Here is a 21,144-nt window from a genome sequence, read left to right as displayed (position 1 = left end):
AGGAGGAACTGTGCGACATCCGATTATCAGGCTGTTTGTCATGCTGGCGGTGGTGATCACCGCTGGCTGTGGTTTTCATCCGCGCGGCACCACTCAGGTGCCCAGCGAACTGAAAACCCTGATTGTTTCAACCGGCGATCCTTATGGGCCGCTGGCGCGTACTGTGCGTCAGCAGCTGCGTATCAACGATGTCAAAATTGTTGAAGACAGCAAACAGAATCGCACGGATATTCCAACGCTGCGCCTGGGGCCTGAATCCTCGGGCCGTAACACGGCTTCGGTCTTTATCAGCGGCACCACTGCCGAGTATCAGCTGGTGATGACCCTCACGGCGCAGGTGCTGCTGCCGGGCAAAGGTATCTATCCTATCAGCACCACGGTTTATCGGTCATTCTTCGATAACCCGAACGCTGCGCTGGCAAAAGATGCCGAGCAGGATCTGATTACGCAGGAGATGCGTCAGCGTGCTGCTGAACAGCTGGTACGTAAACTGCTGACGGTACACGCCGCGCAGATCAACAGCAAAGAGACCTTACCGGCGTCAGTGATTCCGGTGCCGGGTCAGGGTTCACAGGAAGCGCCCACTTCCTCTGCTACCAGCCTGCAATGATCAGGATTTATCCTGAGCAACTCAGCGCGCAGCTCCGTGAGGGGCTGCGCGCCTGTTATTTGTTAGCCGGTAACGAACCGCTGCTGCTGCAGGAAAGTTCAGATGCGATTCGCGTCGCCGCAACCGCGCAGGGATTCGAAGAACATTTTAGTTTTACGCTGGATGCACAGACTGACTGGGAGAGCCTGTTCGTCAGTTGCCAGTCACTGAGTCTGTTTGCTCAGCGTCAGACCATGACGCTGCAATTCCCCGATAATGGCCCCAACGCCGCGATGTCAGAACAGCTGGTTAAGCTGTCGCAGTTGCTGCACGCCGATATTCTGCTGATCTGCCGGATGGCGAAGCTGACCAAAGCGCAGGAAAACAGCGCCTGGTTTAAAGCGTTGTCCGCCTCTGCGGTACTGGTGCCCTGTCAGACGCCTGAACAGGCGCAACTGCCACGCTGGGTCGTTAATCGCGCTAAGGCGCTGAAATTATCGGTGGATGACGCGGCCGTGCAGCTGTTGTGTTACTGCTATGAAGGCAATCTGCTGGCGCTGGCGCAGGCGCTGGAGCGACTCTCGCTGCAGTGGCCCGACGGCAAGCTGACCCTGCCCCGGGTTGAAGAGGCGGTCAGTGATGCCGCGCACTTTACTCCTTTCCACTGGGTGGATGCCCTGCTGGCGGGAAAAAGCCGCCGCGCCCTGCATATTCTGCATCAGCTGGAGAAAGAAGAGAGCGAAGTGGTGATACTGCTGCGTACGCTGCAGCGTGATCTGCTGACGCTGCTGCATCTGCAACGCCACCAGACAGCGCAGCCGCTGCGTACGCTGATGGATCAGCAGCGCATCTGGCAGAACCGCCGCGCGCTGTTTACCGACGCGCTGCAACGACTGGATGCCACGCGTCTGCAACGCGCCATTCATCTGCTGAGTCAGATTGAGATCACCCTGAAGCAGGATTATGGACAGCCGGTGTGGCCGCAGTTACAGACCCTGACGCTGCTGCTCAGCAGTCGTGCTTTTCCGACGAGCTTTGCCCATGTCTGAGTTACACGCACTGTTTGGCGGCACCTTTGATCCGATTCATTTTGGCCATCTGCGCCCGGTCGAAGCGCTGGCGCAACAGACCGGCCTGCAGCGTGTGACGCTGCTGCCCAACAATGTGCCGCCGCATCGTCCGCAACCGGAAGCCAGCGCTGCCCAGCGGGTTGCTATGCTGCGCTGCGCTATCCGCGACCTGCCGCTGTTTGAGATCGATACCCGGGAGCTGGAACGCGACACGCCGTCCTGGACCGTGACCACCCTGGAAGCCTGGCGCACCGAGCGCGGTGCAGAGCAGCCGCTGGGATTTATTATTGGTCAGGATTCATTGCTGAGCTTATCAAAATGGCATCGCTGGCAGGATCTGCTGTCACTCTGCCATCTGCTGGTGTGCCAGCGCCCCGGCTATCCGACCCGGTTCGACTCGCCTGACATGCAGCGCTGGCTTGAGCAACACCTCGCTCAGGATATCCGGCAGCTGCATCAGCAGCCCGCAGGCCATATCTGGCTGGCGGACACCCCTCTCTATGACATTTCGGCCACTGAAATTCGCCGCCGTCGCCACCAGAATCAGTCCTGCGACGATCTGTTGCCCGCTGCGGTTATCGATTATATCGACCGCGAAGGCTTATATCGCGACTGATCCGGGCATGCTATACTACGCCGCTTAATTTTTTGGCTGCACTCTCCGGGCTTACAGCCGGCTCGTTACCACCAGATTCCAAGGGGAACCTTTTGCAAGGTAAAGCACTCCAAGAGTTCGTTATTGATAAGATTGATGATCTCAAAGGCCAGGACATTGTCACCATCGACGTTCAGGGCAAATCCAGCATCACCGATTTCATGATCATCTGCACCGGCACCTCCACGCGTCATGTGACTTCGATCGCAGAACACGTAGAGCAGGAGTCGCGTTTAGCAGGCCTGATGCCATTAGGCATTGAAGGTAAAAGCGCGGCAGACTGGGTCGTGGTCGATCTGGGTGATGTCATCGTGCATGTGATGCAGGAAGAGAGTCGCCAGCTGTATGAGCTGGAAAAACTCTGGGGCTAATCGGTGAAACTGCAACTTGTTGCCGTCGGCACGAAAATGCCTGACTGGGTGCAGACCGGTTTTATGGAATATCTGCGCCGCTTCCCGAAAGATATGCCGCTTGAGCTGACCGAAGTGACCGCAGGTAAACGCGGTAAAAATGCTGATATCAAACGCATTCTTGAAAAAGAGGGTGAAGCGATGTTAGCGGCGGTCGGCAAAGGCAATCGCATCGTCACGCTGGATATTCCTGGTCATCCGTGGGAAACCCCGCAACTGGCACAGCAGATTGAACGCTGGAAGCTGGATGGTCGCGACGTCAGCCTGCTGATTGGCGGGCCTGAAGGCCTGGCCCCCGCCTGTAAAGCGGCGGCAGAGCAGAGCTGGTCACTGTCAGCATTGACGTTGCCCCATCCGCTGGTGCGCGTGCTGGTAGCCGAAAGTCTGTATCGGGCCTGGAGCATAACGACAAATCATCCTTATCATCGTGAATGACCGATCAGCCCACATCAGACATGACAAGTAGCGGATGAAATTACAAAGCAACGCCTTTCGCGATTACAGCGCCGAACAGAAACTCTTTGTCCGTCGGGCCTTTATCGCCTTCGTCGGTATCTTACTGCTCTCTTCAGTACTGGTGGTTAACCTTTACCACCTGCAGATCCTTCGCTTTGATGATTACAGCACCCGCTCCAACCAGAACCGTATCAAACTGGTGCCTGTGGCCCCCAGCCGCGGCATAATTTACGATCGTACCGGCACGCCGCTGGCGCTGAACCGCACTATTTATCAGGCAGAACTGGTTCCGGAAAAAGTTGATAATCTGCAACAGACCCTGGAAAACTTACGCCCGATTCTTGAGCTGACTGACGACGACCTCGAAAACTTCCAGAAAGAGCGTAAACGCTCGCGTCGGTTCACCTCTATCCCGGTTAAAACCGGTCTGAATGACGTGCAGGTCGCGCGCTTTGCGGTCAATCAGTACCGCTTCCCCGGCGTGGAAGTTAAAGGTTACCAGCGCCGCTACTACCCTTACGGTGCCACACTCACGCATGTGGTCGGCTACGTCTCAAAAATCAACGATCGTGACGTTGCACGCCTCGACAAAGAGGGCATATGGCCTAACTACGCCGCGACGCACGACATCGGTAAGCTGGGCATTGAAGCCTATTACGAAAATTTGCTGCACGGCAAAACCGGCTTTGAAGAGGTTGAGGTCAACAACCGTGGCCGGGTCATTCGCCAGCTGCATGAGGAGTCCCCTCAGGCAGGCCGTGATATCTATCTGACTATCGATCTCAAACTGCAGCAATATGTCGAGACCCTGCTGGCGGGCAGTCGCGCGGCCGTCGTGGTCAGCGATCCGCGCACCGGCGAAATCCTCGCCATGGTCTCAACGCCAAGCTATGACGCCAACATGTTTGTCGACGGTATTTCCAGTAAGGATTACCGCGGCCTGCTGGAAGATGAAAACCGCCCGCTCTATAACCGTGCGATTCAGGCTGCCTATCCACCGGCTTCGACGGTTAAACCTTATGTGGCGGTCTCTGCCCTGAGTGCTGGCGTGATTAACCGTAATACCAGCCTGTTTGATCCCGGCTGGTGGCAACTTCCTGGTTCAGAAAAACGCTTCCGCGACTGGAAAAAATGGGGCCACGGACGTCTGAACGTCACCAAAGCGCTGGAAGAGTCTGCCGATACCTTCTTCTATCAGGTTGCCTATGACATGGGTATCGACCGGCTGTCGGAGTGGATGAATAAATTTGGTTACGGCAGCCGTACCGGCATCGATTTACCGCAGGAGAGCGCCGGTAACATGCCGACCCGTGACTGGAAACAGAGACGCTTTAAAAAGCCGTGGTATCAGGGCGATACCATTCCGGTGGGGATCGGACAGGGTTACTGGACCGCCACGCCGTTGCAGATGAACAAAGCGATGATGATTCTGATCAACGACGGCGTCGTCAAGGTGCCGCATATGCTGCGCGCCACCCGCGAAGGCCGTACCCTGGTACCTTATCGCCAGCCGCCTGAAGCCCCGATTGGTGATATCCATTCCGGCTACTGGGAAATTGCCAAAGATGGCATGTATGGCGTGGCGAACCGGCCCAACGGCACCGCGCACAAGAGCTTCGCCGATGCGCCCTATAAAATCGCCGCTAAGTCCGGTACGGCTCAGGTCTTTGGCCTGAAAGAGAACGAAACCTATAACGCCCATAAAATTGCTGAACGATTACGCGACCATAAATTAATGACCGCGTTTGCCCCTTATGACAAACCTCGGGTCGCCGTGACCATTATCCTGGAAAATGGTGGCGCCGGTCCGGCTGTCGGCACCGTCATGCGCCAGATTCTGGATCACATTATGTTGGGTGATAACAATACAGTCCTGCCGGACGCCGCTCCTGTGCCGCCCGGTTATGAAGGTGAATAAACATGTCGATGCAAGATAGTCCGCAGAAACGTTCGATCTGGATGCGCATCCACATCGATCCGCTGTTTATGCTGATCATTCTCGGCCTGCTGACCTACAGCGCTGTGGTGATCTGGAGCGCCAGTGGTCAGGACCCCGGCATGATGGAGCGTAAACTCGGTCAGATCGCGATGGGGCTGGTCATCATGATTGTGCTGGCGCAGGTACCGCCGCGCGTCTATGAAGGCTGGGCGCCCTATCTCTATATTGTCTGCGTCATTCTGCTGGTGGCGGTGGATGCCTTTGGGCAGATCAGTAAAGGCGCTCAACGCTGGCTCGATCTCGGCTTTGTGCGTTTTCAGCCCTCTGAGATTGCCAAGATAGCGGTGCCTTTAATGGTGGCGCGCTTTATCAATCGCGATGTCTGTCCGCCAACGCTGAAAAATACCGGCATTGCGCTGATTCTGATCTTCCTGCCCACCCTGCTGGTGGCGGCACAGCCCGATCTCGGCACCTCAATTCTGATTGCCGCCTCCGGCTTGTTTGTGCTGTTCCTCTCGGGTATGAGCTGGAAACTGATTGGCGTAGCCGTGTTGCTGGTCGCCGCCTTTATCCCGATTTTGTGGTTTTTCCTGATGCACGATTATCAGCGTGACCGCGTGATGATGCTGCTCGACCCGGAAACAGATCCGCTGGGAGCGGGTTATCACATTATCCAGTCGAAAATTGCTATTGGCTCAGGAGGTCTGCGCGGTAAAGGCTGGCTGCAGGGCACCCAGTCTCAGCTGGAGTTTTTGCCGGAACGTCATACTGACTTTATCTTTGCGGTTCTGGCCGAAGAGTTAGGCCTGGTTGGCGTGCTGCTGCTGCTGGCCCTTTATCTGCTGCTGATCATGCGGGGATTGGTGGTGGCAGCACGGGCGCAGACCACCTTTGGCCGGGTAATGGCGGGCGGTTTAATGCTGATTTTATTCGTTTATGTTTTCGTTAACATTGGCATGGTTAGTGGTATCTTACCGGTAGTTGGCGTGCCGCTGCCGCTGGTCAGTTATGGCGGCTCCGCGCTTATCGTGCTTATGGCGGGATTTGGCATTGTGATGTCGATCCACACTCACCGAAAAATGTTATCTAAAAGTGTCTAAGAGGCTGCAGATGCGTAAGGAATGGCTTGGCGTTGCACTGGCATCACTGGTTCTGGCGGCCTGTACCACGCCGGAACCCCAAAATACGGCGCCGCCGCAACCGGCTTACAATGGACCGGTGGTGGAGATTCCAGGCGTTGAGCCACGTTATGAGCCGATCAATCCGGGCACCAGCCAGGATTACAGCGTGAACGGCAAAAATTATCGCGTCATCAAAGATCCGTCGAACTACAGTGAAGTCGGCCTGGCCACCTGGTACGGCGAAGAGGCGCAGGGCAACCGCACCGCTACCGGCGAAGCCTACGATCCTGATGCGCTGACCGCGGCCCACCCTACTCTGCCGCTGCCGAGCTATGTGCGCGTGACCAATATCGCGAATGGCCGTCAGATTGTGGTGCGCGTTAACGATCGCGGCCCTTACACGCCAGGACGCATTATCGACCTGTCGCGGGCTGCCGGTGACCGCCTGAATATCTCCAACAATTCGCGCGTGCGGGTTGATTACATCAAGGTCGCCCCAGACGGTTCGCTCTCTGGCCCCGGCACCATCGGGACCGTCGTGGCAAAACAGAGCTACTCTCTGCCTGCCCGTCCGGACCTGAGTGGTGGCGCGGTGATGAACGGCGGCAGCGCAGCCCCCTCAGAGCCGCCTGCGCAAAATGTTGAGGCCATCAGCAACAGTACGCTGCAAAGCGGTGACAACATGGGCGCGCCGGTGCAGAGCAGCGGCTTTCTTGGTGCACCCCAGCCATTAGCGACCGGCGTACTGGAAGGTAACGAACCGCCAGCCGCCGCACCCGCCAGTTCCGCACCGGCAGTCAGCAATGCTGCTCCCGCAGCAGCCAGCGCCGCGCCTGCAGCCAGCAATGGTGGTGCCGACGGATATGTGGTGCAGGTCGGTGCGCTGAATGACCCGGCGCGTGCCCAGCAGATGATGAAAAGCCTGAGCCAGCGTTATGGCGTGCCCGGTAAGGTAGAAGACGCGGGCAACAATGTGTATCGCGTTCAGCTCGGCGGCTACACCTCCCGCGCCGAAGCGGCTGCGCTGCAACAGCGCCTGAGCAGTGAAGGCCACGCCGCCTCATTTATTACTAACACGCGTCGCTGAACCGTTTGTCAGACAGCTGCACGTTACGTCTGCTAACAACCCAATCATCACGTCCGGTGCCAGTTAATCTGGCATTGGGTATGATGAGTGACATTTTCAACCTCAAACTCACGGATGTTGTAGTCCTACACATGAACACGCTGAAATCATCTCGTTTGCTGAAACGCCTGACAGTGGGATCACTGATCGCTTTCTCTCTCAGCCATGCTGCTATTGCTGATGACGTCAATCTCAAGACCATGATTCCGGGCGTGCCGGACATTGATGCCGAAGCGTACGTCCTTATCGACTACAACTCAGGCAAAGTGCTGGCAGAGAAAAATGCCGATGCACGCCGCGATCCTGCCAGTCTGACCAAGATGATGACCAGCTATGTCATTGGTCAGGCCGTTAAAGCGGGTAAAATTCATCAGGACGATATGGTCACCGTCGGCCCGGATGCCTGGGCGACCGGCAACCCGGTGTTCAAAGGCTCCTCGCTGATGTTCCTGAAGCCAGGCGACCGCGTGCCGGTCTCTCAGCTGACCCGTGGGATTGTGCTGCAGTCCGGTAACGATGCCTGTGTTGCAATGGCTGACTATGTCGCTGGCAGCCAGGATGCGTTCGTTAATCTGATGAACAACTACGTCAAAGCGATTGGCCTGCAGAATACCCACTTCCAGACCGTTCATGGTCTGGACGCGGAAGGTCAGTACAGCTCCGCGCGCGATATGGCGTTGATCGGTCAGGCGCTGATCCGTGACGTGCCGGAAGAGTATGCTGTCTATAAAGAGAAAGAGTTCACCTTCAATAATATCCGTCAGATGAACCGTAACGGTCTGCTGTGGGATACCAACCTGAATGTGGACGGCATCAAAACCGGTCATACCAACTCAGCCGGTTACAACCTGGTGGCGTCTGCGACTGAAGGCCAGATGCGCCTGATTTCTGCTGTGATGGGCGGTCATACCTACAAAGGCCGTGAAACTGAGAGTAAGAAACTGCTGACCTGGGGCTTCCGTTTCTTTGAAACCGTGGCGCCACTGAAAGCGGGCAAAGAGTTCGCCTCTGAGCCAGTCTGGTTCGGCGATAACGACCGTGTGCAGCTGGGCGTGGAAAAAGATGCTTACCTGACCATCCCACGTGGCCGCATGAAAGATCTGAAAGCCAGCTATGTGCTGACCAACACGGAACTGCATGCACCACTGAAGAAAAATCAGGTGGTCGGCAGCATCAACTTCCAGCTGGATGGCAAGACTATCGAACAGCGTCCGCTGGTGGTACTGAACGAGATCTCTGAAGGAGGTTTCTTTGGCCGTATCGTTGATTACATCAAGCTGATGTTCCATCACTGGTTCGGTTAAGCGTGGCGGGTGATTGAAAAATCACCCCTTCGCCCCCATTACACGATATTATGTTGCTCCCGCTCAGGCGGGAGCCTGTTTTTTATGCACCGGAGTTAATATGAAAACCAAACTGAATGAGCTGCTCGAATTTCCTACCCCATTTACCTACAAAGTAATGGGTCTGGCACAACCGGAGCTGGTTGATCAAGTGGTTGAAGTGGTGCAACGCCATGCGCCAGGCGACTACAGCCCTGAAGTTAAGCCGAGCAGCAAAGGCAACTATCACTCCGTCAACATCACTATCACCGCCACCCACATCGAGCAGGTAGAACGCCTGTACGAAGAGCTGGGCAACATCGAAATTGTGCGGATGGTACTGTAATTTACGGGTCGGCAAGGCGCCTCTGCCTGACGGTTTGCCGACGTTATCCTCAGCGTTATTTCTTTTAGCGGGCTATCGTTTTGTCAGTTGAAACTCTTCTTGTCCGCCAGTCAGGTCTGCGCGACTGGCAATCTGTCTCCGACGCCATGCATCACTATACCGACCAGCGCAACGACCAGAGTCGTGATGAAATCTGGCTGGTTGAACATCCTCCGGTCTTTACTCAGGGTCAGGCGGGCAAAGCAGAGCATCTGCTGATGCCAGGCGAGATCCCGGTGGTGCAGAGTGACCGTGGGGGTCAGGTCACCTATCACGGGCCAGGACAGCAGGTGATGTACGTCCTGATCGATGTGAAACGCCGTAAGCTCGGCGTACGCCAGCTGGTGACCATTCTGGAAGAGACGGTTATCGCCACCCTGGCAGAGTTTGGCGTCAGCGCCCGCGCCCGTGCTGATGCACCTGGCGTCTACGTCGGGGAAGAGAAGATCTGCTCACTGGGATTACGAATCCGTAAAGGCTGCTCGTTTCACGGTCTGGCGTTGAATGTTGCCATGGATTTGTCGCCCTTCCTGCGCATCAATCCCTGTGGTTACGCCGGCATGAGCATGACCCAGTTGAAAAATTTCCAGCCAGAGGTGACGACGGAGCAGGTACACTCTCCGCTGGTCAGCGCGTTTGCGCGGCTGTCAGGTTATGAAAATGTTGAATGGATTTCAGGGGATCTCCCTGTTAAACCTTAACGCAGAATGCGAATTTACAAATATGTAACTTATCCGCGCTGACTGTGGCTGCTTCGCAGGCGATGTGATGATATAATTTTTGCACTTTTTTCAAATAAAGTTGAAAGCAGCCTTCCCGGTTTGAGTGGGAACGCTTTCAAATCGCAATCCGACCGGAACCTGCTGATTTATGAGTAAACCAATTCAGATGGAACGCGGCGTCAAATATCGTGACGCAGACAAAATGGCGCTGATCCCGGTGAAAACCGTGGCTGTTGAACGGCAGGAGATGTTGCGTAAGCCGGAATGGATGAAAATCAAGCTGCCAGCTGACTCCAGTCGTATTCAGGGCATTAAGGCCGCGATGCGCAAAAACGGGCTGCACTCAGTCTGTGAAGAGGCATCCTGCCCTAACCTCGCCGAATGCTTCAACCACGGCACCGCCACCTTTATGATCCTTGGCGCAATCTGTACCCGTCGTTGTCCGTTCTGCGATGTGGCACATGGCCGCCCCAATGCCCCTGACGCTAACGAACCCGCTAAACTGGCGCAGACGATTGCCGATATGGGCCTGCGCTACGTGGTGATCACCTCGGTTGACCGCGATGATTTGCGTGATGGTGGCGCACAGCACTTTGCCGACTGCATCAGCGCGATTCGCGAAAAAAATCCGACGATCAAAATCGAAACGCTGGTGCCGGACTTCCGTGGCCGTATGGATCGCGCGCTGGAGATTCTCACCGCGACGCCACCGGATGTGTTTAACCACAATCTGGAAAACGTACCGCGCGTCTACCGCCAGGTGCGTCCGGGCGCGAACTACGAGTGGTCACTGAAGCTGCTTGAACGTTTCAAAGAGGCGCATCCTCACATCCCGACAAAATCGGGTCTGATGGTGGGCCTGGGCGAAACCAATGCCGAAATCGTTGAGGTGATGCGCGATTTGCGTCGCCACGGTGTCACCATGCTGACGCTGGGCCAGTATCTGCAGCCGAGCCGCCACCACCTGCCGGTTCAGCGCTACGTCAGCCCGGCTGAGTTCGATGAGATGAAAGAAGAAGCGATGGCGATGGGCTTTACCCATGCCGCGTGCGGTCCGTTTGTCCGCTCTTCCTATCACGCGGATATGCAGGCCAAAGGCGAAGAAGTGAAATAAGCACGCTTTTACTTTAGAAAGCCCGAAAAACAAAAAACCAGACTGGAAACAGTCTGGTTTTTTTTATCTGTGCCTGAAATAAAAAGTAACAGTTATTTGCAGCAAATAACCGATTAATCTTTATGAACGACGCGTTCTGCCGGCACGTCTTCAGCCGCAGTTCGGGTTGCGCTGGTATCTTCATCTTTCATGGCTTTTTTAAAGCCCTTGATTGCGGAGCCCAGATCGCCACCCAGTGAGCGCAACTTGTTGGTACCAAAAAGCAGTACGATAAGCGCACCGATAATCAGCAGCTTGGCAATACTGATACCTTCCATATTTAACCTTTCAACTTTATCGAATCACGGTGACTGATATTTACGCGCAGTTTGCCTGCGGCGACAACTGGAATCTGTAACAGAGTAAGATCTCAGATGAAGCGACTCAGGAACGCCTGGGTGCGCGGATGCTGTGGATTCGCGATCACCTCTTCAGGCGTGCCCTGCTCCACCACCACACCCCCATCCATAAAGACCACGCGATCGGCGGCTTCCCGCGCAAAGCTAATCTCATGAGTCACCACAATCATCGTTAATCCCTGGTCGGCCAGGGTACGCATGGTCGCCAGCACTTCGCCCACCAGCTCCGGATCGAGCGCGGAGGTCGGTTCATCAAACAGCATCAGCTGCGGCTTAATCGCCAGCGCCCGCGCAATCGCCACACGCTGTTGCTGTCCGCCCGAGAGGTGACGTGGCCAGGCGTCCGCTTTATCGCTTAATCCCACCGTCGCCAGCAGCGATCGGGCATGGGCCATCGCCTCCTGACGCGGGAATTTATGCACGCCGATGGGCGCTTCAGTGATGTTCTGCAGCACGGTCATATGGGGGTAGAGATTGAACTGCTGAAACACCATGCCAATTTTCTGGCGCTGACGGGCGATCTGGCGTGGCGACAACCGGTGCAGCACATGCCCTTTAAGTACATACCCGATCTGCTCATCGCCGACCCGAATCGATCCGGCGTTCATCTCTTCAAGATGATTGATGCAGCGCAGAAACGTGGATTTACCGGAACCAGATGGCCCGAGGATCACCACTACTTCACCGGGCCAGACATCCAGATCGATCCCTTTCAGAACCTGATTGTCGCCGTAATTCTTCTGCACATTGCGGGCGCAGACCAGGGGTTCACGCTGACTCATTGTTCCTCCTGCTGGGGTTGCACGTTAGCCGCGACGGCGGCGCGTCTGGGGGCGCTGGCCACCCGACGAGTGCCACGCGCGTAGTAACGCTCGATGGCGGACTGGCCCAGATTGAGGATCGAGGTGATCAGCAGATACCAGATCACCGCCACCATCAGCATCGGGATGATCTCGAAGGTACGGTTGTAGATCGCCTGCACCGAGTAGAGCAGATCGCCCATTGCGATAACGCTGACCAGCGACGTCGCCTTGATCATGCTGATCAGCTGGTTGCCGGTGGGTGGAATAATCGATCGCATCGCCTGAGGAATGATGATGCGCCGCAGCGCCCGTGAACGACTCATACCAAAGGCCTGGGTAGTCTCTACCTGACCGTTATCCACCGACAGCAGACCAGCGCGAATAATTTCCGCCATATAGGCCGCTTCATTCAGCGCCAGCCCGGCAATAGCGGCTGTCAGTGGGGTGATCAGATCGTTGGTGTTCCAGCTGGCCAGCGTGATATCGGTCCACGGCAGCGTCAGCGACAGCGCCGGAAACAGCGTAGAAAGGTTGTACCAGAAGATCAGCTGTACCAGTAGCGGCGTGCCACGAAAGAACCAGATATAGAGTCCGGCAACGCCGCGCAGCAACCGGTTCTCAGAGAGCCGCCAGACGCCCAGCAGCAGACCGAGCAGCGTGCCGAGCACCATCGACACCACTGTCAGCCCCAGAGTGACCTGCAACCCTTTGAGCACGGATCCTTCGGTAAACCACTTAAGCACCACCTGCCATTCAAAGTTAGGGTTGGTCGCCACCAGCCACAACAGATTGGTGCCGATCACCAGCACTAAAATCCAGCTGATCCAGCGTCCGTAAGTGGGGGCGCTGCGAGCGAACGCCACGTCACGCAGCTGTGCCTCGCCTCTGTCACCGCTGTGCAGATGGCGCGGCGGGCTCATTTGCTGGCCTCTTTCGCCAGATTCAGTCCGGGTGCGGTGGTCATGTTGCCCTCAAGCTGCCACTTTTTCATGATGGCCGCATACGTCCCGTTCTGATACAGCTCTTTGTAGGCATCCAGCACCACCTGACCCAGCGGCGAGCCTTTCGGCACCACAGTGCCCTGGAAAATATCGCCAAAGCCGTTTTTCTGCCCTTTGCCCGCCAGCTCAAGTTGCCCTTTCGCCTGATTAACAAAGTAAGTCAGCGGCGCCTGTGATGAGAAGAACGCATCGGAGCGTTTAGAGCGTACCGCCAGAATTGATGAAGGCTGATCGGTAAAGGCCTGCACCGTCACGGCCGGTTTCCCGTCGGCCACACACCGGGCTGACTGCTTACGGATAACCTGTTCCGCAGAGCCAGCGGCCATGACAGCAATGCGCTTGCCGCAGGTGTCGTCCAGCTGATTGATTCTGGCCGGATTGCCCTTCTGCACGCCGAACACCACGAACTCCTGCACAAAATCGATGAAATCCACTTTCTGCTGACGGTCCGGATAATCACCAATCGGCCCAATTGCCAGCTGATAACGACCCGCATTGATGCCGGTGAGTACGCCCGATAAACCACTCACCGTCGCATGCTCGATCTTCACACCCAGCAGTTGTGCCAGTGCAGTCGTTAATTCGGCCGACGCGCCCTCCATTGAGTGCGGGCCATTCACAATTTCATAGGGCGGAAATGAACCGTTATTCACTGAAATCATTTTGCCCGATTTTTTGATCTCATCCGGCAGCCTGTCATGCAGGGCCTGGTCAACTTTTTGCACCGGAATAGCGTCGGCAGCCTGCGCCAGGGATGCAGTCAGCCCCAGCGCCACGATTAAGGCGGTTGCTCTCTTCGTCATAATGGATTCCTGGTTCAGCGGATCAGTTGAGTTCGGGACGGGCAAAGCGCCGGTTTTCCAGTACCGGCAGAACCCGGCGGGCATAGGCGACGCGCTCAGGATCGAGATCGGCAAACAGCAGCGCCGGCGATTCCGCCGCATTCGCCACCGCTACGCCCAGCGGATCGACCACCAGGCTGTTGCCGATATTGCGCGGGCCACACTCCCCCACCGCCACCATATAGCAGGTGTTCTCCAGCGCGCGGGCACGGGTAAGCAGTTCCCAGTGCATCTCTTTCAGCGGACCTTTAACCCAGGCGGCAGGCAGCACCAGCACCTCTGCACCATCCAGCACCAGCCGACGCGCCAGCTCCGGGAAGCGCACGTCATAGCAGGTCATTAATCCGATTTTCATACCCGCAACCTCAATCAGCGGCGGAATGACGTGGCCGGGATTGACCCGCTGCGACTCCTGCATCGCAAAGGCATCGTACAGATGCAGCTTTTCATAGGCGGCGATGATCTCACCGTTGCGGATCGCTACCAGCACGTTGAGCGCTTTTTGCTCGCCGGTGGGAACGTGAATGCTCATCATGGTGGTCAGTGCATTCTGCTTGCTGGCGGCCAGCAGCTGGCTCAGAAAAGGGCCATCCAGCGGCTGCGCCGCCTTCAGCACTAAATCGGGGTCGGCTATATCACGTGCCAGCACCCCTTCCGGCAGTACCAGCAGATCGGCGCCACCTTCTGTCGCCCGCTGCATTAAGTCCAGACAGATACGGGCGTTCTCCTGCCATTCGCGGCTCACCGCAAATTGTCCCAGTGCTACTTTCATCATTTCTCTTCTCCCGCAGCGGCCGGAAACATTGCTTCCGGCGTCAGTACCTGGTGAGTCAGCCCTTGCTCATAGAGCTCGCGACCAAAGTCCGCAATCATCTTTCTGTTAACGCTAAAACCATTCTGATTCCAGTCAGCGGGCAATTCCTGCGCAGTGCGTCGCAAATCGTCCAGCAGCCACGGCGTGGTGTCGGCATATTTCTCTCTTTTCTGCATCCACAGCCGGTAAGAGCGATCGATGACCTCACTTAACGCCGCAGGCAGCCACGGATGCTCCGCCGCCAGTGCCGGTTTCAGCGCCAGAATGTGGATGCCCGGCACATAGCCGACACGATTAAAGTAGTCCCGCTCCGCCTGATAAAAATCGGTCTGCAGCTGACGTAATCCCGAACCCGGCAGGAAAAAGCCCTCCGGCATAAATGGCGTGAAGATGGCATCCAGCTCACCCGCCTGCAGCATCTCTATCAGCGGTCGTTCGTCAGGCGCGGGTTCAATGCGGCCCGGGCGGCCAAATCCCGCCAGCCGATCGACAATCGGATGATCGGCAGTAAGACGACCGGCATACCAGAACACATCATCAATTTCGACGCCTGCTTCACGCAGCACCGTGCGTGTCCAGGTATTGCCCGAATCCTGCCAGCCGGTGACGCCGATTCTCTTACCTTTCAGCTGCGCAGGCGTGGTGATGGGGCTGCTGCTGGTGGTGATAATGCAGCGCTGGCGGAAGCCGCGCATCAGGAAGTGCGGCAGGCCAAGCAGCGTTTCGTCTCCTCTGGCCCGGCCCTGAGCATAGCGGCTGAAGGAGACTTCGCCCGCGTCATAGTCGGGGCTGGTCGCCAGATCATTCACCAGCGTGCCGACGCGGTCGATCTGCAGTTCAAAACCTTCTGGTCTGATATCGCCCAGCGCCAGCGGGGTGAAGTAGTCCCAGTCGCGTACCGCCAGTCTGATGAGTAGCCTTGCCATGATCTCTCCGTTTACGCTGCACCGTCGGGACGGGGCATAAAATAGTGCTTGAATTTGATACTAGATCCGGAATACTTACCTGAACAATCATTAATTTGTTACTGAACAAAGTATTTTCTTATGACAGAGAGCGTCGACCTCAACTGGTTTTGCAGCCAGATAAAATCGCCTTCAGTGAAAGGCATTGCACAGGCAGCCTCCGCGCTGATTCGTGACGGACAGATCGCGACAGGTATGCAGATGCCTGCGGTGCGGGAGATAGCGGAGCAGCTGGGTGTCAGCCCGGCAACCGTTTCTGCTGCCTGGGCGCAACTCAGAAAGCAGAAAGTGCTGGCGGGCAAGGGGCGCAGTGGTGTCTGGGTCAGTAGTAATACGGTGATGCCGCGTCCGATTCGCTTTGAGAAGATCGGCAACTACGGCGATAACATCCGCGCCGATCTGACCCTCGCCGCGCCCGACCCCGCCCTGCTGCCTGACCTGCAGCGTGCGCTGCAGGCGGCCCTGCACTCACCGCAGCTCAACAGCTACACCCGTGAGGCGATTTCCGCGCCGCTGCTTCAGGCGATCGCGCCGCGCTGGCCCTATGCTGCAGAGGCGTTTCTGGCGACAGATGGCGGTTTTGACGCGATGAATCTGCTGGTGCAAACCCTGGTCTCGCCGGGAGACCGCGTGATTATTGAAGATCCGACCGCGACCCGGCTGCTCGATATACTGGATAACGTCGGCGCAGAGATTCTGCCGCTGGCGTGTGATGATCAAGGCCCGCTGCCAGAGGTTCTTTCTCTTCTGCTGGAGCAGGCACCGGTAATGTTGATCTATCAGCCCCGCACCCACTCGGCCACCGGGAACAGCATCAGCCCGGCGCGACGTCAGGCAATGGCGCAGGTTCTGCAACAGAGCAACACACTGATCGTTGAGGATGATGGTATTGGCGATCTCTCCGCGGAGGCGAGCTGGAGCCTGGGTTCAATCTTTCCTGAGCGCACGCTGCACGTCCGTTCGTTTTCCAAAGCCTATGGACCAGACCTGCGGCTGGCAGTGCTCTCTGCCACCTCGGAGATGGTCAGGCGCATTCAGTCATGGCGAAATTTTGGCGTCAGCTGGACCAGCCGCATTCTGCAGGATGCGGTGGCGTGGCTGCTGGAGGATGAGGAAACGCAACGGCAGATCGCCACCGCACGCGCGACCTACCGGCAACGGCGTGAAGCGTTGCTCGCGGCGCTGGCACAGCGTGGGCTTGATCTGCCGCTTCGCGACGGATTAAGCCTCTATATTCCGGTGACTTCAGAGCAGTTTGCCATGATCACGCTGGCTGCCCGCGGTATTGCGGTCGTGCCAGGCGAGCGCTGTCGGCTCGGCCCAACCCAATTTATTCGCGTCAGTATCGCCAGCCTCAGGGATGAACAGCGGGAGATGATTGCCGGGGCGCTGGTAATCGCCAGCGGACGGGAATTTAACTCGCTTGCAGATCTTTGATGAGATAACAGGGGGATTCAACATAGCCTTCACGGGCGTAGAACTGGTTCGCCTTGAGACGTGACTGATGGCAATGGACCTCCATGCGATCGCAGCCACGACGAGCCGCCAGCATTTCAGCATGCTGAATCAGCTGCTGGCCGACGCCTTTACTGCGCTCACCTTCTGCAATGCAGAAATAGCTGATGCGGGCGAAATCACCGGCCAGCGCCAGCTGAGGAATAAAATGTAAGGAGAGAAACCCCAGCACCTGACTGCCATGTTCAGCCACCAACAGCGCTTCACTGGGATCGCTGCATAACTGCGCCAGGCGCTGTTCAATAAAGCTTTCAGTGCCGCCGTAGCCTAACTCGCTCAGTAATGCACTCAACGCAAAACTGTCTTTCAACTCTGCCTGACGTATGTTCATCCTGCCTCCTCACTCACCGGGTTCTGTCGCACAGTTATATAGCGTCGCAAGCCAAAAAGCTGCATATCGGGTTGTTATAAATATGTTACGGTTATTTAGTGTGAACCGCCGCGCAGTTTGTGCGGCAACACGCCGAGAGTGAGAGTACGACAGGGGGGATGAAGCGCAGATTACAGCCATAAAAAAACCCGCCATAAGGCGGGTTTTTAGAATTCTGACTGTTAACTTACAGACTGATAACGTTAGCAGCAGATGGGCCTTTAGCGCCGTCGGTGATTTCAAACTCTACGCGCTGACCTTCAGCCAGAGTTTTGAAGCCGTTGCTCTGGATTGCAGAGAAATGTACGAATACATCTTTGCTGCCATCTTCAGGAGTAATGAAACCGAATCCTTTAGATTCATTAAACCACTTAACGTTACCTTTGATCTTAGACATCTATATTACCTTTACATGAAAAATGGACACTAAACTGTGTCGGGGTCTAGTACAGCAATTGCTGAGGGATTTGTCCAGCATGATTTGATGAAAAAGTGATAAATATCGACATTCTGTACATCCATCACACTTTCCTGCTTTTCGACTTGCGAAACATCGCTCAACGCGTATCAGGCGCAGAGCAGGTATCGGTCGCTAACCTGCTGGAAACGAAACCCTTTTTAATTTTAAGCGGTTACGTTACTGACGTTAAAAAGAAAAATCTGATTAAGATATATTCCTGTTCTTAATGACGTTTACGCCGGTAAAAGGTCAATTTTTTTCTATCATCCGGACGGTAAGTCCCATGACCTTAAACCCGTTTTTCTGCTTTTTCAGGCCTGCGTCCTGCCAGTGGCTATTTATTGTACGATAAATCTTAAATTCACTGGCGCAGATCCCGCTCCCTCGCCAAAAAAAATGAGTCGGCTGTGCCATTATCATCAGTCATGGCAGGCTATTCGCGGATATTTTAGCCAACAACTAATAAACACTGATCTGGATCAATGAAATGCTTTTTAGTGGCCGAATGCGCATTTGGCAACAAACAATCAAAAGCATAAGAAACTACTTTTCTTATCGCAGTGCGAAATAATATTGCCGCGCAATAGATAAAGTCCGCTTAACCTGTCAGGCACAGGCATCCGTTAATGCTGAGTAAAAGGAGGGTGAGACACAGGATGGTGATGAAGATACGTTGCGGTCAATGTGGAAGCGCCCGATTCGTTTTTACTGATTACCGCGAGGGCCAGCGAAACTTTCATGGTGCCTGCTGCGCATACTGTAAGAAACCTCTGGGCTCACAGGATCTGCTGCCCAATACGCCGATGGATCCCATTACAGACGCTCTGTTGGCCAGCCAGAAAACATTGCGGGCACCTGATTAGGTGCCCGCTGTTGCTGAAGCGTTAACAGATATCAGAAAATCAGTTTGAACACCCCTGTCAGGGTCAGTAAGCCAACGATAAAAATGATCGCAATAATCCACAGAATAATTTTCATTTCCTTTCCCCTCACCAATTAAACACTTTTCCTGTAAGCATTATAGACAGGAAAATGCGCCCTGCCGCTTCACTTAAGGCTCAACTGGTCATAAGTTCATCAACCCTGAGCTTTATTTAAATTCTGAGATAACGATCGCAACACCACTTTTTAACGGCTCTCTTTCTTCGTTTTACAGAACACTCCTGGCTAAAATTTAGGCGTCAAGGCAGGCCTCAAGAGTGATGAGATTGAAAATGAGTCGCGAGGAGATCTTATGAGCACGATTAATACCAGCATGGGCCGCTACAGCCTCAAGGCAAAAAACAGCGGTAACCACATCAAAGGGACTTTCGCCATCAACGATGAAGGCGGCACGCAGCTCTCTCTGCAGGAGTTTGACGAGCACTACCTTGATGATGTGGTGAATAACGTTATCTACCCCGTTACCAGTGGCAACCGTGACATTGCACACGCGCTGCGGGAACAGATGGTGAAAGCCGGTTTTGAACCGCCTCATTAACGTGGCAGATTCAGACTGAATCTTCTCTGTCAGGCCGCACCTTGCGGCCTTTTTTATGCTGTCTGTCCCGCACATCCCGGTTTAACCGGCAACAGGGGCAGCAAGCGCGACGGGATGTTCAAAGCTCAAAGAGGCAGCGGGAGAGACGCGAAAGCGGAGAGCCGCTGGCAGGCTTGCCAGCGGCCAGAGGTTAAATCGCCCAGGAGAGCAGCAGGCAACCCACCAGACCACAGACCGAAATAATGGTTTCCAGCGCCGACCAGGAGCGGATGGTTTCGCCAATCGTCAGGTTGAAATACTCTTTGAACAGCCAGAAGCCCGGGTCATTAACGTGCGAGAAGATCACGCTGCCGGACCCTACGGCGATGACCATCAGTTCCGGGCTGGCGCCGCTGGTAACAATCAGCGGTGCCACAATTCCCCCGGCGGTAATGGCCGCTACCGTGGCAGAACCCAGAGCAATACGCAGCACCGCGGCAATCGACCAGGCCATAAAGATTGGCGACAGCTGAGTAGAATGCATCATGCTGGCAATGTATTTATCCACGCCGCTATCCACCAGCACCTGTTTGAAGGCACCGCCACCGCCGATGATCAACAACATCATGGCGATGATTTTGATCGAGTCGGTCAGGGTATCCATGACCTGTTCCATCGTACGACCGCGATTCAGTCCAAAGGTGAAGATTGCAATCAGCACCGCAATCAGTGTCGCCATCACCGGGTCGCCAAAGAACTCCGCATAGGGCAGCAGCACATGGCCTTTAGGCAGCAGCATCTCTGCCACCGCACGCAGCGCCATCAGCACCACAGGTACCAGTGCTGTCCAGACGCTGACGCCAAACCCAGGCATTTCCGCCTCGGTAAAGGTTTTCGGGTTATAGAGCCCCTCAGGAATCGGTTTGTCGATGCCTTTCAGGAAGCGGGCATAGACCGGCCCCGCCAGAATCACCGTAGGAATACCCAGCAGCGTACCAAATAGCAGCGTTTTACCCATGTCAGCGTTAAACAGCGTCGCGATTGCGGTCGGGCCAGGATGCGGCGGAAGAAAGCCGTGCGTCACTGACAGGGCAGCCGCCATCGGCACCCCGACATAGAGCAGCGGCACACGTGCCGACGCCGCAACGCTGAACACTAGTGGCAGCATCAGTACAAAGCCGACTTCATAGAACAGCGCAAATCCGACGATAAAACCGGTCAGCACCAGCGCCCACTGAATATGCTTAGTGCCGAATTTTTCAATCAGGGTGGTGGCAATACGCTGCGCACCGCCGCAGTCGGCCAGCAATTTACCGAGCATGGCACCAAAGCCCATGATCAGCGCCAGGCTGCCCAGTGTGCCACCCACGCCCGCTTTGATTGAGGTAATAACTTTATTAACCGGCATGCCCTGCATCACACCGACCGCCAGCGCCACCAGGATCAGCGCGATAAATCCATTAAGCTTAAAGCGAATCATCAGCAGCAGCAGTAACGCGACGCCAATCGCCACATAGAGTAATGGCATAGCTTTTCTCCACCTTGTGCACTGAACATCATTCAGTGTCGGTTTATTATCATGATCCCCTGAGGGCTACAAAACAGTGC

Annotated in this window: 23 protein-coding genes; 14 read left to right on the top strand and 9 right to left on the bottom strand. The window is 55.6% G+C overall.

The window, feature by feature from the left end:
• The first annotated feature begins 10 nt into the window (after positions 1-10).
• The 12 genes from lptE (at position 11) to lipA (ending at position 10,909) form a co-directional block, all read left to right on the top strand.
• Positions 11-610, top strand: a complete 600-nt coding sequence (gene lptE / locus NR201_RS03955) for an LPS assembly lipoprotein LptE (protein ID WP_010258965.1) — start codon at positions 11-13, stop codon at positions 608-610.
• Positions 607-1,638, top strand: coding sequence for a DNA polymerase III subunit delta (gene holA / locus NR201_RS03950; protein ID WP_154209650.1), 1,032 nt, complete (start codon positions 607-609; stop codon positions 1,636-1,638). The genes lptE and holA overlap by 4 nt, the downstream gene beginning before the upstream one ends.
• Complete coding sequence (gene nadD, locus NR201_RS03945) at positions 1,631-2,275, top strand: nicotinate-nucleotide adenylyltransferase (protein ID WP_256844556.1); 645 nt, start codon at positions 1,631-1,633, stop codon at positions 2,273-2,275. The genes holA and nadD overlap by 8 nt, the downstream gene beginning before the upstream one ends.
• A 92-nt stretch (positions 2,276-2,367) precedes the next feature.
• Complete coding sequence (gene rsfS, locus NR201_RS03940) at positions 2,368-2,685, top strand: ribosome silencing factor (protein WP_010258968.1); 318 nt, start codon at positions 2,368-2,370, stop codon at positions 2,683-2,685.
• Between the two features lie 3 nt (positions 2,686-2,688).
• Positions 2,689-3,159 carry a 23S rRNA (pseudouridine(1915)-N(3))-methyltransferase RlmH gene (gene rlmH / locus NR201_RS03935; protein ID WP_010258969.1) on the top strand — a complete coding sequence of 157 codons (471 nt, stop codon included), beginning with the start codon at positions 2,689-2,691 and terminating at the stop codon, positions 3,157-3,159.
• Between the two features lie 34 nt (positions 3,160-3,193).
• Entirely contained in the window at positions 3,194-5,098 is a 1,905-nt protein-coding gene (gene mrdA, locus NR201_RS03930; protein ID WP_010258971.1) for a peptidoglycan DD-transpeptidase MrdA, read from the top strand.
• Positions 5,099-5,106: 8 nt separating this feature from the next.
• Positions 5,107-6,219: a peptidoglycan glycosyltransferase MrdB gene (mrdB, locus tag NR201_RS03925; RefSeq protein WP_010258973.1), complete on the top strand. Its 1,113-nt coding sequence runs from the start codon at positions 5,107-5,109 to the stop codon at positions 6,217-6,219.
• A 10-nt stretch (positions 6,220-6,229) separates the two neighbouring features.
• Entirely contained in the window at positions 6,230-7,327 is a 1,098-nt protein-coding gene (rlpA, locus tag NR201_RS03920) for an endolytic peptidoglycan transglycosylase RlpA (protein WP_256844557.1), read from the top strand.
• A gap of 131 nt (positions 7,328-7,458) precedes the next feature.
• Positions 7,459-8,670: a D-alanyl-D-alanine carboxypeptidase DacA gene (dacA, locus tag NR201_RS03915; RefSeq protein WP_010258977.1), complete on the top strand. Its 1,212-nt coding sequence runs from the start codon at positions 7,459-7,461 to the stop codon at positions 8,668-8,670.
• 100 nt (positions 8,671-8,770) lie between these two features.
• Complete coding sequence (ybeD, locus tag NR201_RS03910) at positions 8,771-9,034, top strand: DUF493 family protein YbeD (RefSeq protein ID WP_003854030.1); 264 nt, start codon at positions 8,771-8,773, stop codon at positions 9,032-9,034.
• 80 nt (positions 9,035-9,114) lie between these two features.
• On the top strand, positions 9,115-9,774 hold the full coding sequence (gene lipB / locus NR201_RS03905) for a lipoyl(octanoyl) transferase LipB (RefSeq protein WP_029519432.1): 660 nt from the start codon (positions 9,115-9,117) through the stop codon (positions 9,772-9,774).
• A gap of 169 nt (positions 9,775-9,943) precedes the next feature.
• Complete coding sequence (gene lipA, locus NR201_RS03900; RefSeq protein ID WP_010258979.1) at positions 9,944-10,909, top strand: lipoyl synthase; 966 nt, start codon at positions 9,944-9,946, stop codon at positions 10,907-10,909.
• 113 nt (positions 10,910-11,022) lie between these two features.
• Here lipA and tatE read toward each other — a convergent pair whose 3' ends face one another.
• From tatE to NR201_RS03870, 6 genes are all read right to left on the bottom strand, one after another.
• Positions 11,023-11,226: a twin-arginine translocase subunit TatE gene (gene tatE, locus NR201_RS03895; RefSeq protein WP_010671272.1), complete on the bottom strand. Its 204-nt coding sequence runs from the start codon at positions 11,224-11,226 to the stop codon at positions 11,023-11,025.
• A gap of 92 nt (positions 11,227-11,318) precedes the next feature.
• The gene (locus NR201_RS03890; RefSeq protein ID WP_010258981.1) at positions 11,319-12,089 is read right to left on the bottom strand and encodes an amino acid ABC transporter ATP-binding protein; all 771 of its coding nucleotides are present in this window, start codon (positions 12,087-12,089) and stop codon (positions 11,319-11,321) included.
• Entirely contained in the window at positions 12,086-13,030 is a 945-nt protein-coding gene (locus tag NR201_RS03885; protein ID WP_159227176.1) for an amino acid ABC transporter permease, read from the bottom strand. Before NR201_RS03885 ends, NR201_RS03890 begins: the two co-directional genes overlap by 4 nt.
• The gene (locus NR201_RS03880; protein WP_010671270.1) at positions 13,027-13,914 is read right to left on the bottom strand and encodes an ABC transporter substrate-binding protein; all 888 of its coding nucleotides are present in this window, start codon (positions 13,912-13,914) and stop codon (positions 13,027-13,029) included. The genes NR201_RS03885 and NR201_RS03880 overlap by 4 nt, the downstream gene beginning before the upstream one ends.
• Positions 13,915-13,936: 22 nt before the next feature.
• A complete protein-coding gene (locus tag NR201_RS03875; protein ID WP_256849491.1) occupies positions 13,937-14,725 on the bottom strand; it encodes a deaminated glutathione amidase in 789 nt (262 codons plus the stop codon).
• Positions 14,725-15,693, bottom strand: a complete 969-nt coding sequence (locus NR201_RS03870; protein WP_010258988.1) for an ABC transporter substrate-binding protein — start codon at positions 15,691-15,693, stop codon at positions 14,725-14,727. Before NR201_RS03870 ends, NR201_RS03875 begins: the two co-directional genes overlap by 1 nt.
• 120 nt (positions 15,694-15,813) lie before the next feature.
• Between NR201_RS03870 and NR201_RS03865 the strand changes: the two genes are divergently transcribed.
• The gene (locus tag NR201_RS03865; protein ID WP_033771120.1) at positions 15,814-17,169 is read left to right on the top strand and encodes a PLP-dependent aminotransferase family protein; all 1,356 of its coding nucleotides are present in this window, start codon (positions 15,814-15,816) and stop codon (positions 17,167-17,169) included.
• Here NR201_RS03865 and NR201_RS03860 read toward each other — a convergent pair.
• Both NR201_RS03860 and cspE read right to left on the bottom strand, forming a co-directional pair.
• Entirely contained in the window at positions 17,147-17,578 is a 432-nt protein-coding gene (locus tag NR201_RS03860; RefSeq protein WP_010258992.1) for a GNAT family N-acetyltransferase, read from the bottom strand. The genes NR201_RS03865 and NR201_RS03860 overlap by 23 nt on opposite strands.
• Before the next feature lie 226 nt (positions 17,579-17,804).
• Positions 17,805-18,014: a transcription antiterminator/RNA stability regulator CspE gene (gene cspE, locus NR201_RS03855; protein ID WP_006118399.1), complete on the bottom strand. Its 210-nt coding sequence runs from the start codon at positions 18,012-18,014 to the stop codon at positions 17,805-17,807.
• A gap of 1,297 nt (positions 18,015-19,311) precedes the next feature.
• On the opposite strand from cspE, the gene NR201_RS03850 reads away from it, so the two are divergent.
• Positions 19,312-19,557, top strand: coding sequence for a hypothetical protein (locus NR201_RS03850; RefSeq protein ID WP_256849390.1), 246 nt, complete (start codon positions 19,312-19,314; stop codon positions 19,555-19,557).
• Positions 19,558-19,747: 190 nt separating this feature from the next.
• Here the strand turns inward: NR201_RS03850 and gntT are convergent, their stop codons facing one another.
• Positions 19,748-21,064, bottom strand: coding sequence for a gluconate transporter (gntT, locus tag NR201_RS03845; RefSeq protein ID WP_010258995.1), 1,317 nt, complete (start codon positions 21,062-21,064; stop codon positions 19,748-19,750).
• Positions 21,065-21,144 lie beyond the last annotated feature (80 nt).

The sequence above is a fragment of the Pantoea sp. Fr-CA_6 genome (assembly GCF_024520895.1).
GTDB classification, from domain to species: Bacteria; Pseudomonadota; Gammaproteobacteria; order Enterobacterales; family Enterobacteriaceae; genus Pantoea; species Pantoea agglomerans.
Note: the sequence above shows the minus strand (reverse complement) of the source record. Positions and strands in the feature narration are given on the sequence as shown.

What these genes read in the sequence shown, in the direction of transcription:
- holA (WP_154209650.1), top strand. Translation starts at nt 607, where the DNA reads ATGATCAGGATTTATCCTGAGCAACTCAGCGCGCAGCTCCGTGAGGGG.
- nadD (WP_256844556.1), top strand. Translation starts at nt 1,631, where the DNA reads ATGTCTGAGTTACACGCACTGTTTGGCGGCACCTTTGATCCGATTCAT.
- mrdA (WP_010258971.1), top strand. Translation starts at nt 3,194, where the DNA reads ATGAAATTACAAAGCAACGCCTTTCGCGATTACAGCGCCGAACAGAAA.
- mrdB (WP_010258973.1), top strand. Translation starts at nt 5,107, where the DNA reads ATGCAAGATAGTCCGCAGAAACGTTCGATCTGGATGCGCATCCACATC.
- rlpA (WP_256844557.1), top strand. Translation starts at nt 6,230, where the DNA reads ATGCGTAAGGAATGGCTTGGCGTTGCACTGGCATCACTGGTTCTGGCG.
- dacA (WP_010258977.1), top strand. Translation starts at nt 7,459, where the DNA reads ATGAACACGCTGAAATCATCTCGTTTGCTGAAACGCCTGACAGTGGGA.
- ybeD (WP_003854030.1), top strand. Translation starts at nt 8,771, where the DNA reads ATGAAAACCAAACTGAATGAGCTGCTCGAATTTCCTACCCCATTTACC.
- lipA (WP_010258979.1), top strand. Translation starts at nt 9,944, where the DNA reads ATGAGTAAACCAATTCAGATGGAACGCGGCGTCAAATATCGTGACGCA.
- tatE (WP_010671272.1), bottom strand. Translation starts at nt 11,226, where the DNA reads ATGGAAGGTATCAGTATTGCCAAGCTGCTGATTATCGGTGCGCTTATC.
- NR201_RS03890 (WP_010258981.1), bottom strand. Translation starts at nt 12,089, where the DNA reads ATGAGTCAGCGTGAACCCCTGGTCTGCGCCCGCAATGTGCAGAAGAAT.
- NR201_RS03885 (WP_159227176.1), bottom strand. Translation starts at nt 13,030, where the DNA reads ATGAGCCCGCCGCGCCATCTGCACAGCGGTGACAGAGGCGAGGCACAG.
- NR201_RS03880 (WP_010671270.1), bottom strand. Translation starts at nt 13,914, where the DNA reads ATGACGAAGAGAGCAACCGCCTTAATCGTGGCGCTGGGGCTGACTGCA.
- NR201_RS03875 (WP_256849491.1), bottom strand. Translation starts at nt 14,725, where the DNA reads ATGAAAGTAGCACTGGGACAATTTGCGGTGAGCCGCGAATGGCAGGAG.
- NR201_RS03870 (WP_010258988.1), bottom strand. Translation starts at nt 15,693, where the DNA reads ATGGCAAGGCTACTCATCAGACTGGCGGTACGCGACTGGGACTACTTC.
- NR201_RS03865 (WP_033771120.1), top strand. Translation starts at nt 15,814, where the DNA reads ATGACAGAGAGCGTCGACCTCAACTGGTTTTGCAGCCAGATAAAATCG.
- NR201_RS03860 (WP_010258992.1), bottom strand. Translation starts at nt 17,578, where the DNA reads ATGAACATACGTCAGGCAGAGTTGAAAGACAGTTTTGCGTTGAGTGCA.
- cspE (WP_006118399.1), bottom strand. Translation starts at nt 18,014, where the DNA reads ATGTCTAAGATCAAAGGTAACGTTAAGTGGTTTAATGAATCTAAAGGA.
- NR201_RS03850 (WP_256849390.1), top strand. Translation starts at nt 19,312, where the DNA reads ATGAGCACGATTAATACCAGCATGGGCCGCTACAGCCTCAAGGCAAAA.
- gntT (WP_010258995.1), bottom strand. Translation starts at nt 21,064, where the DNA reads ATGCCATTACTCTATGTGGCGATTGGCGTCGCGTTACTGCTGCTGCTG.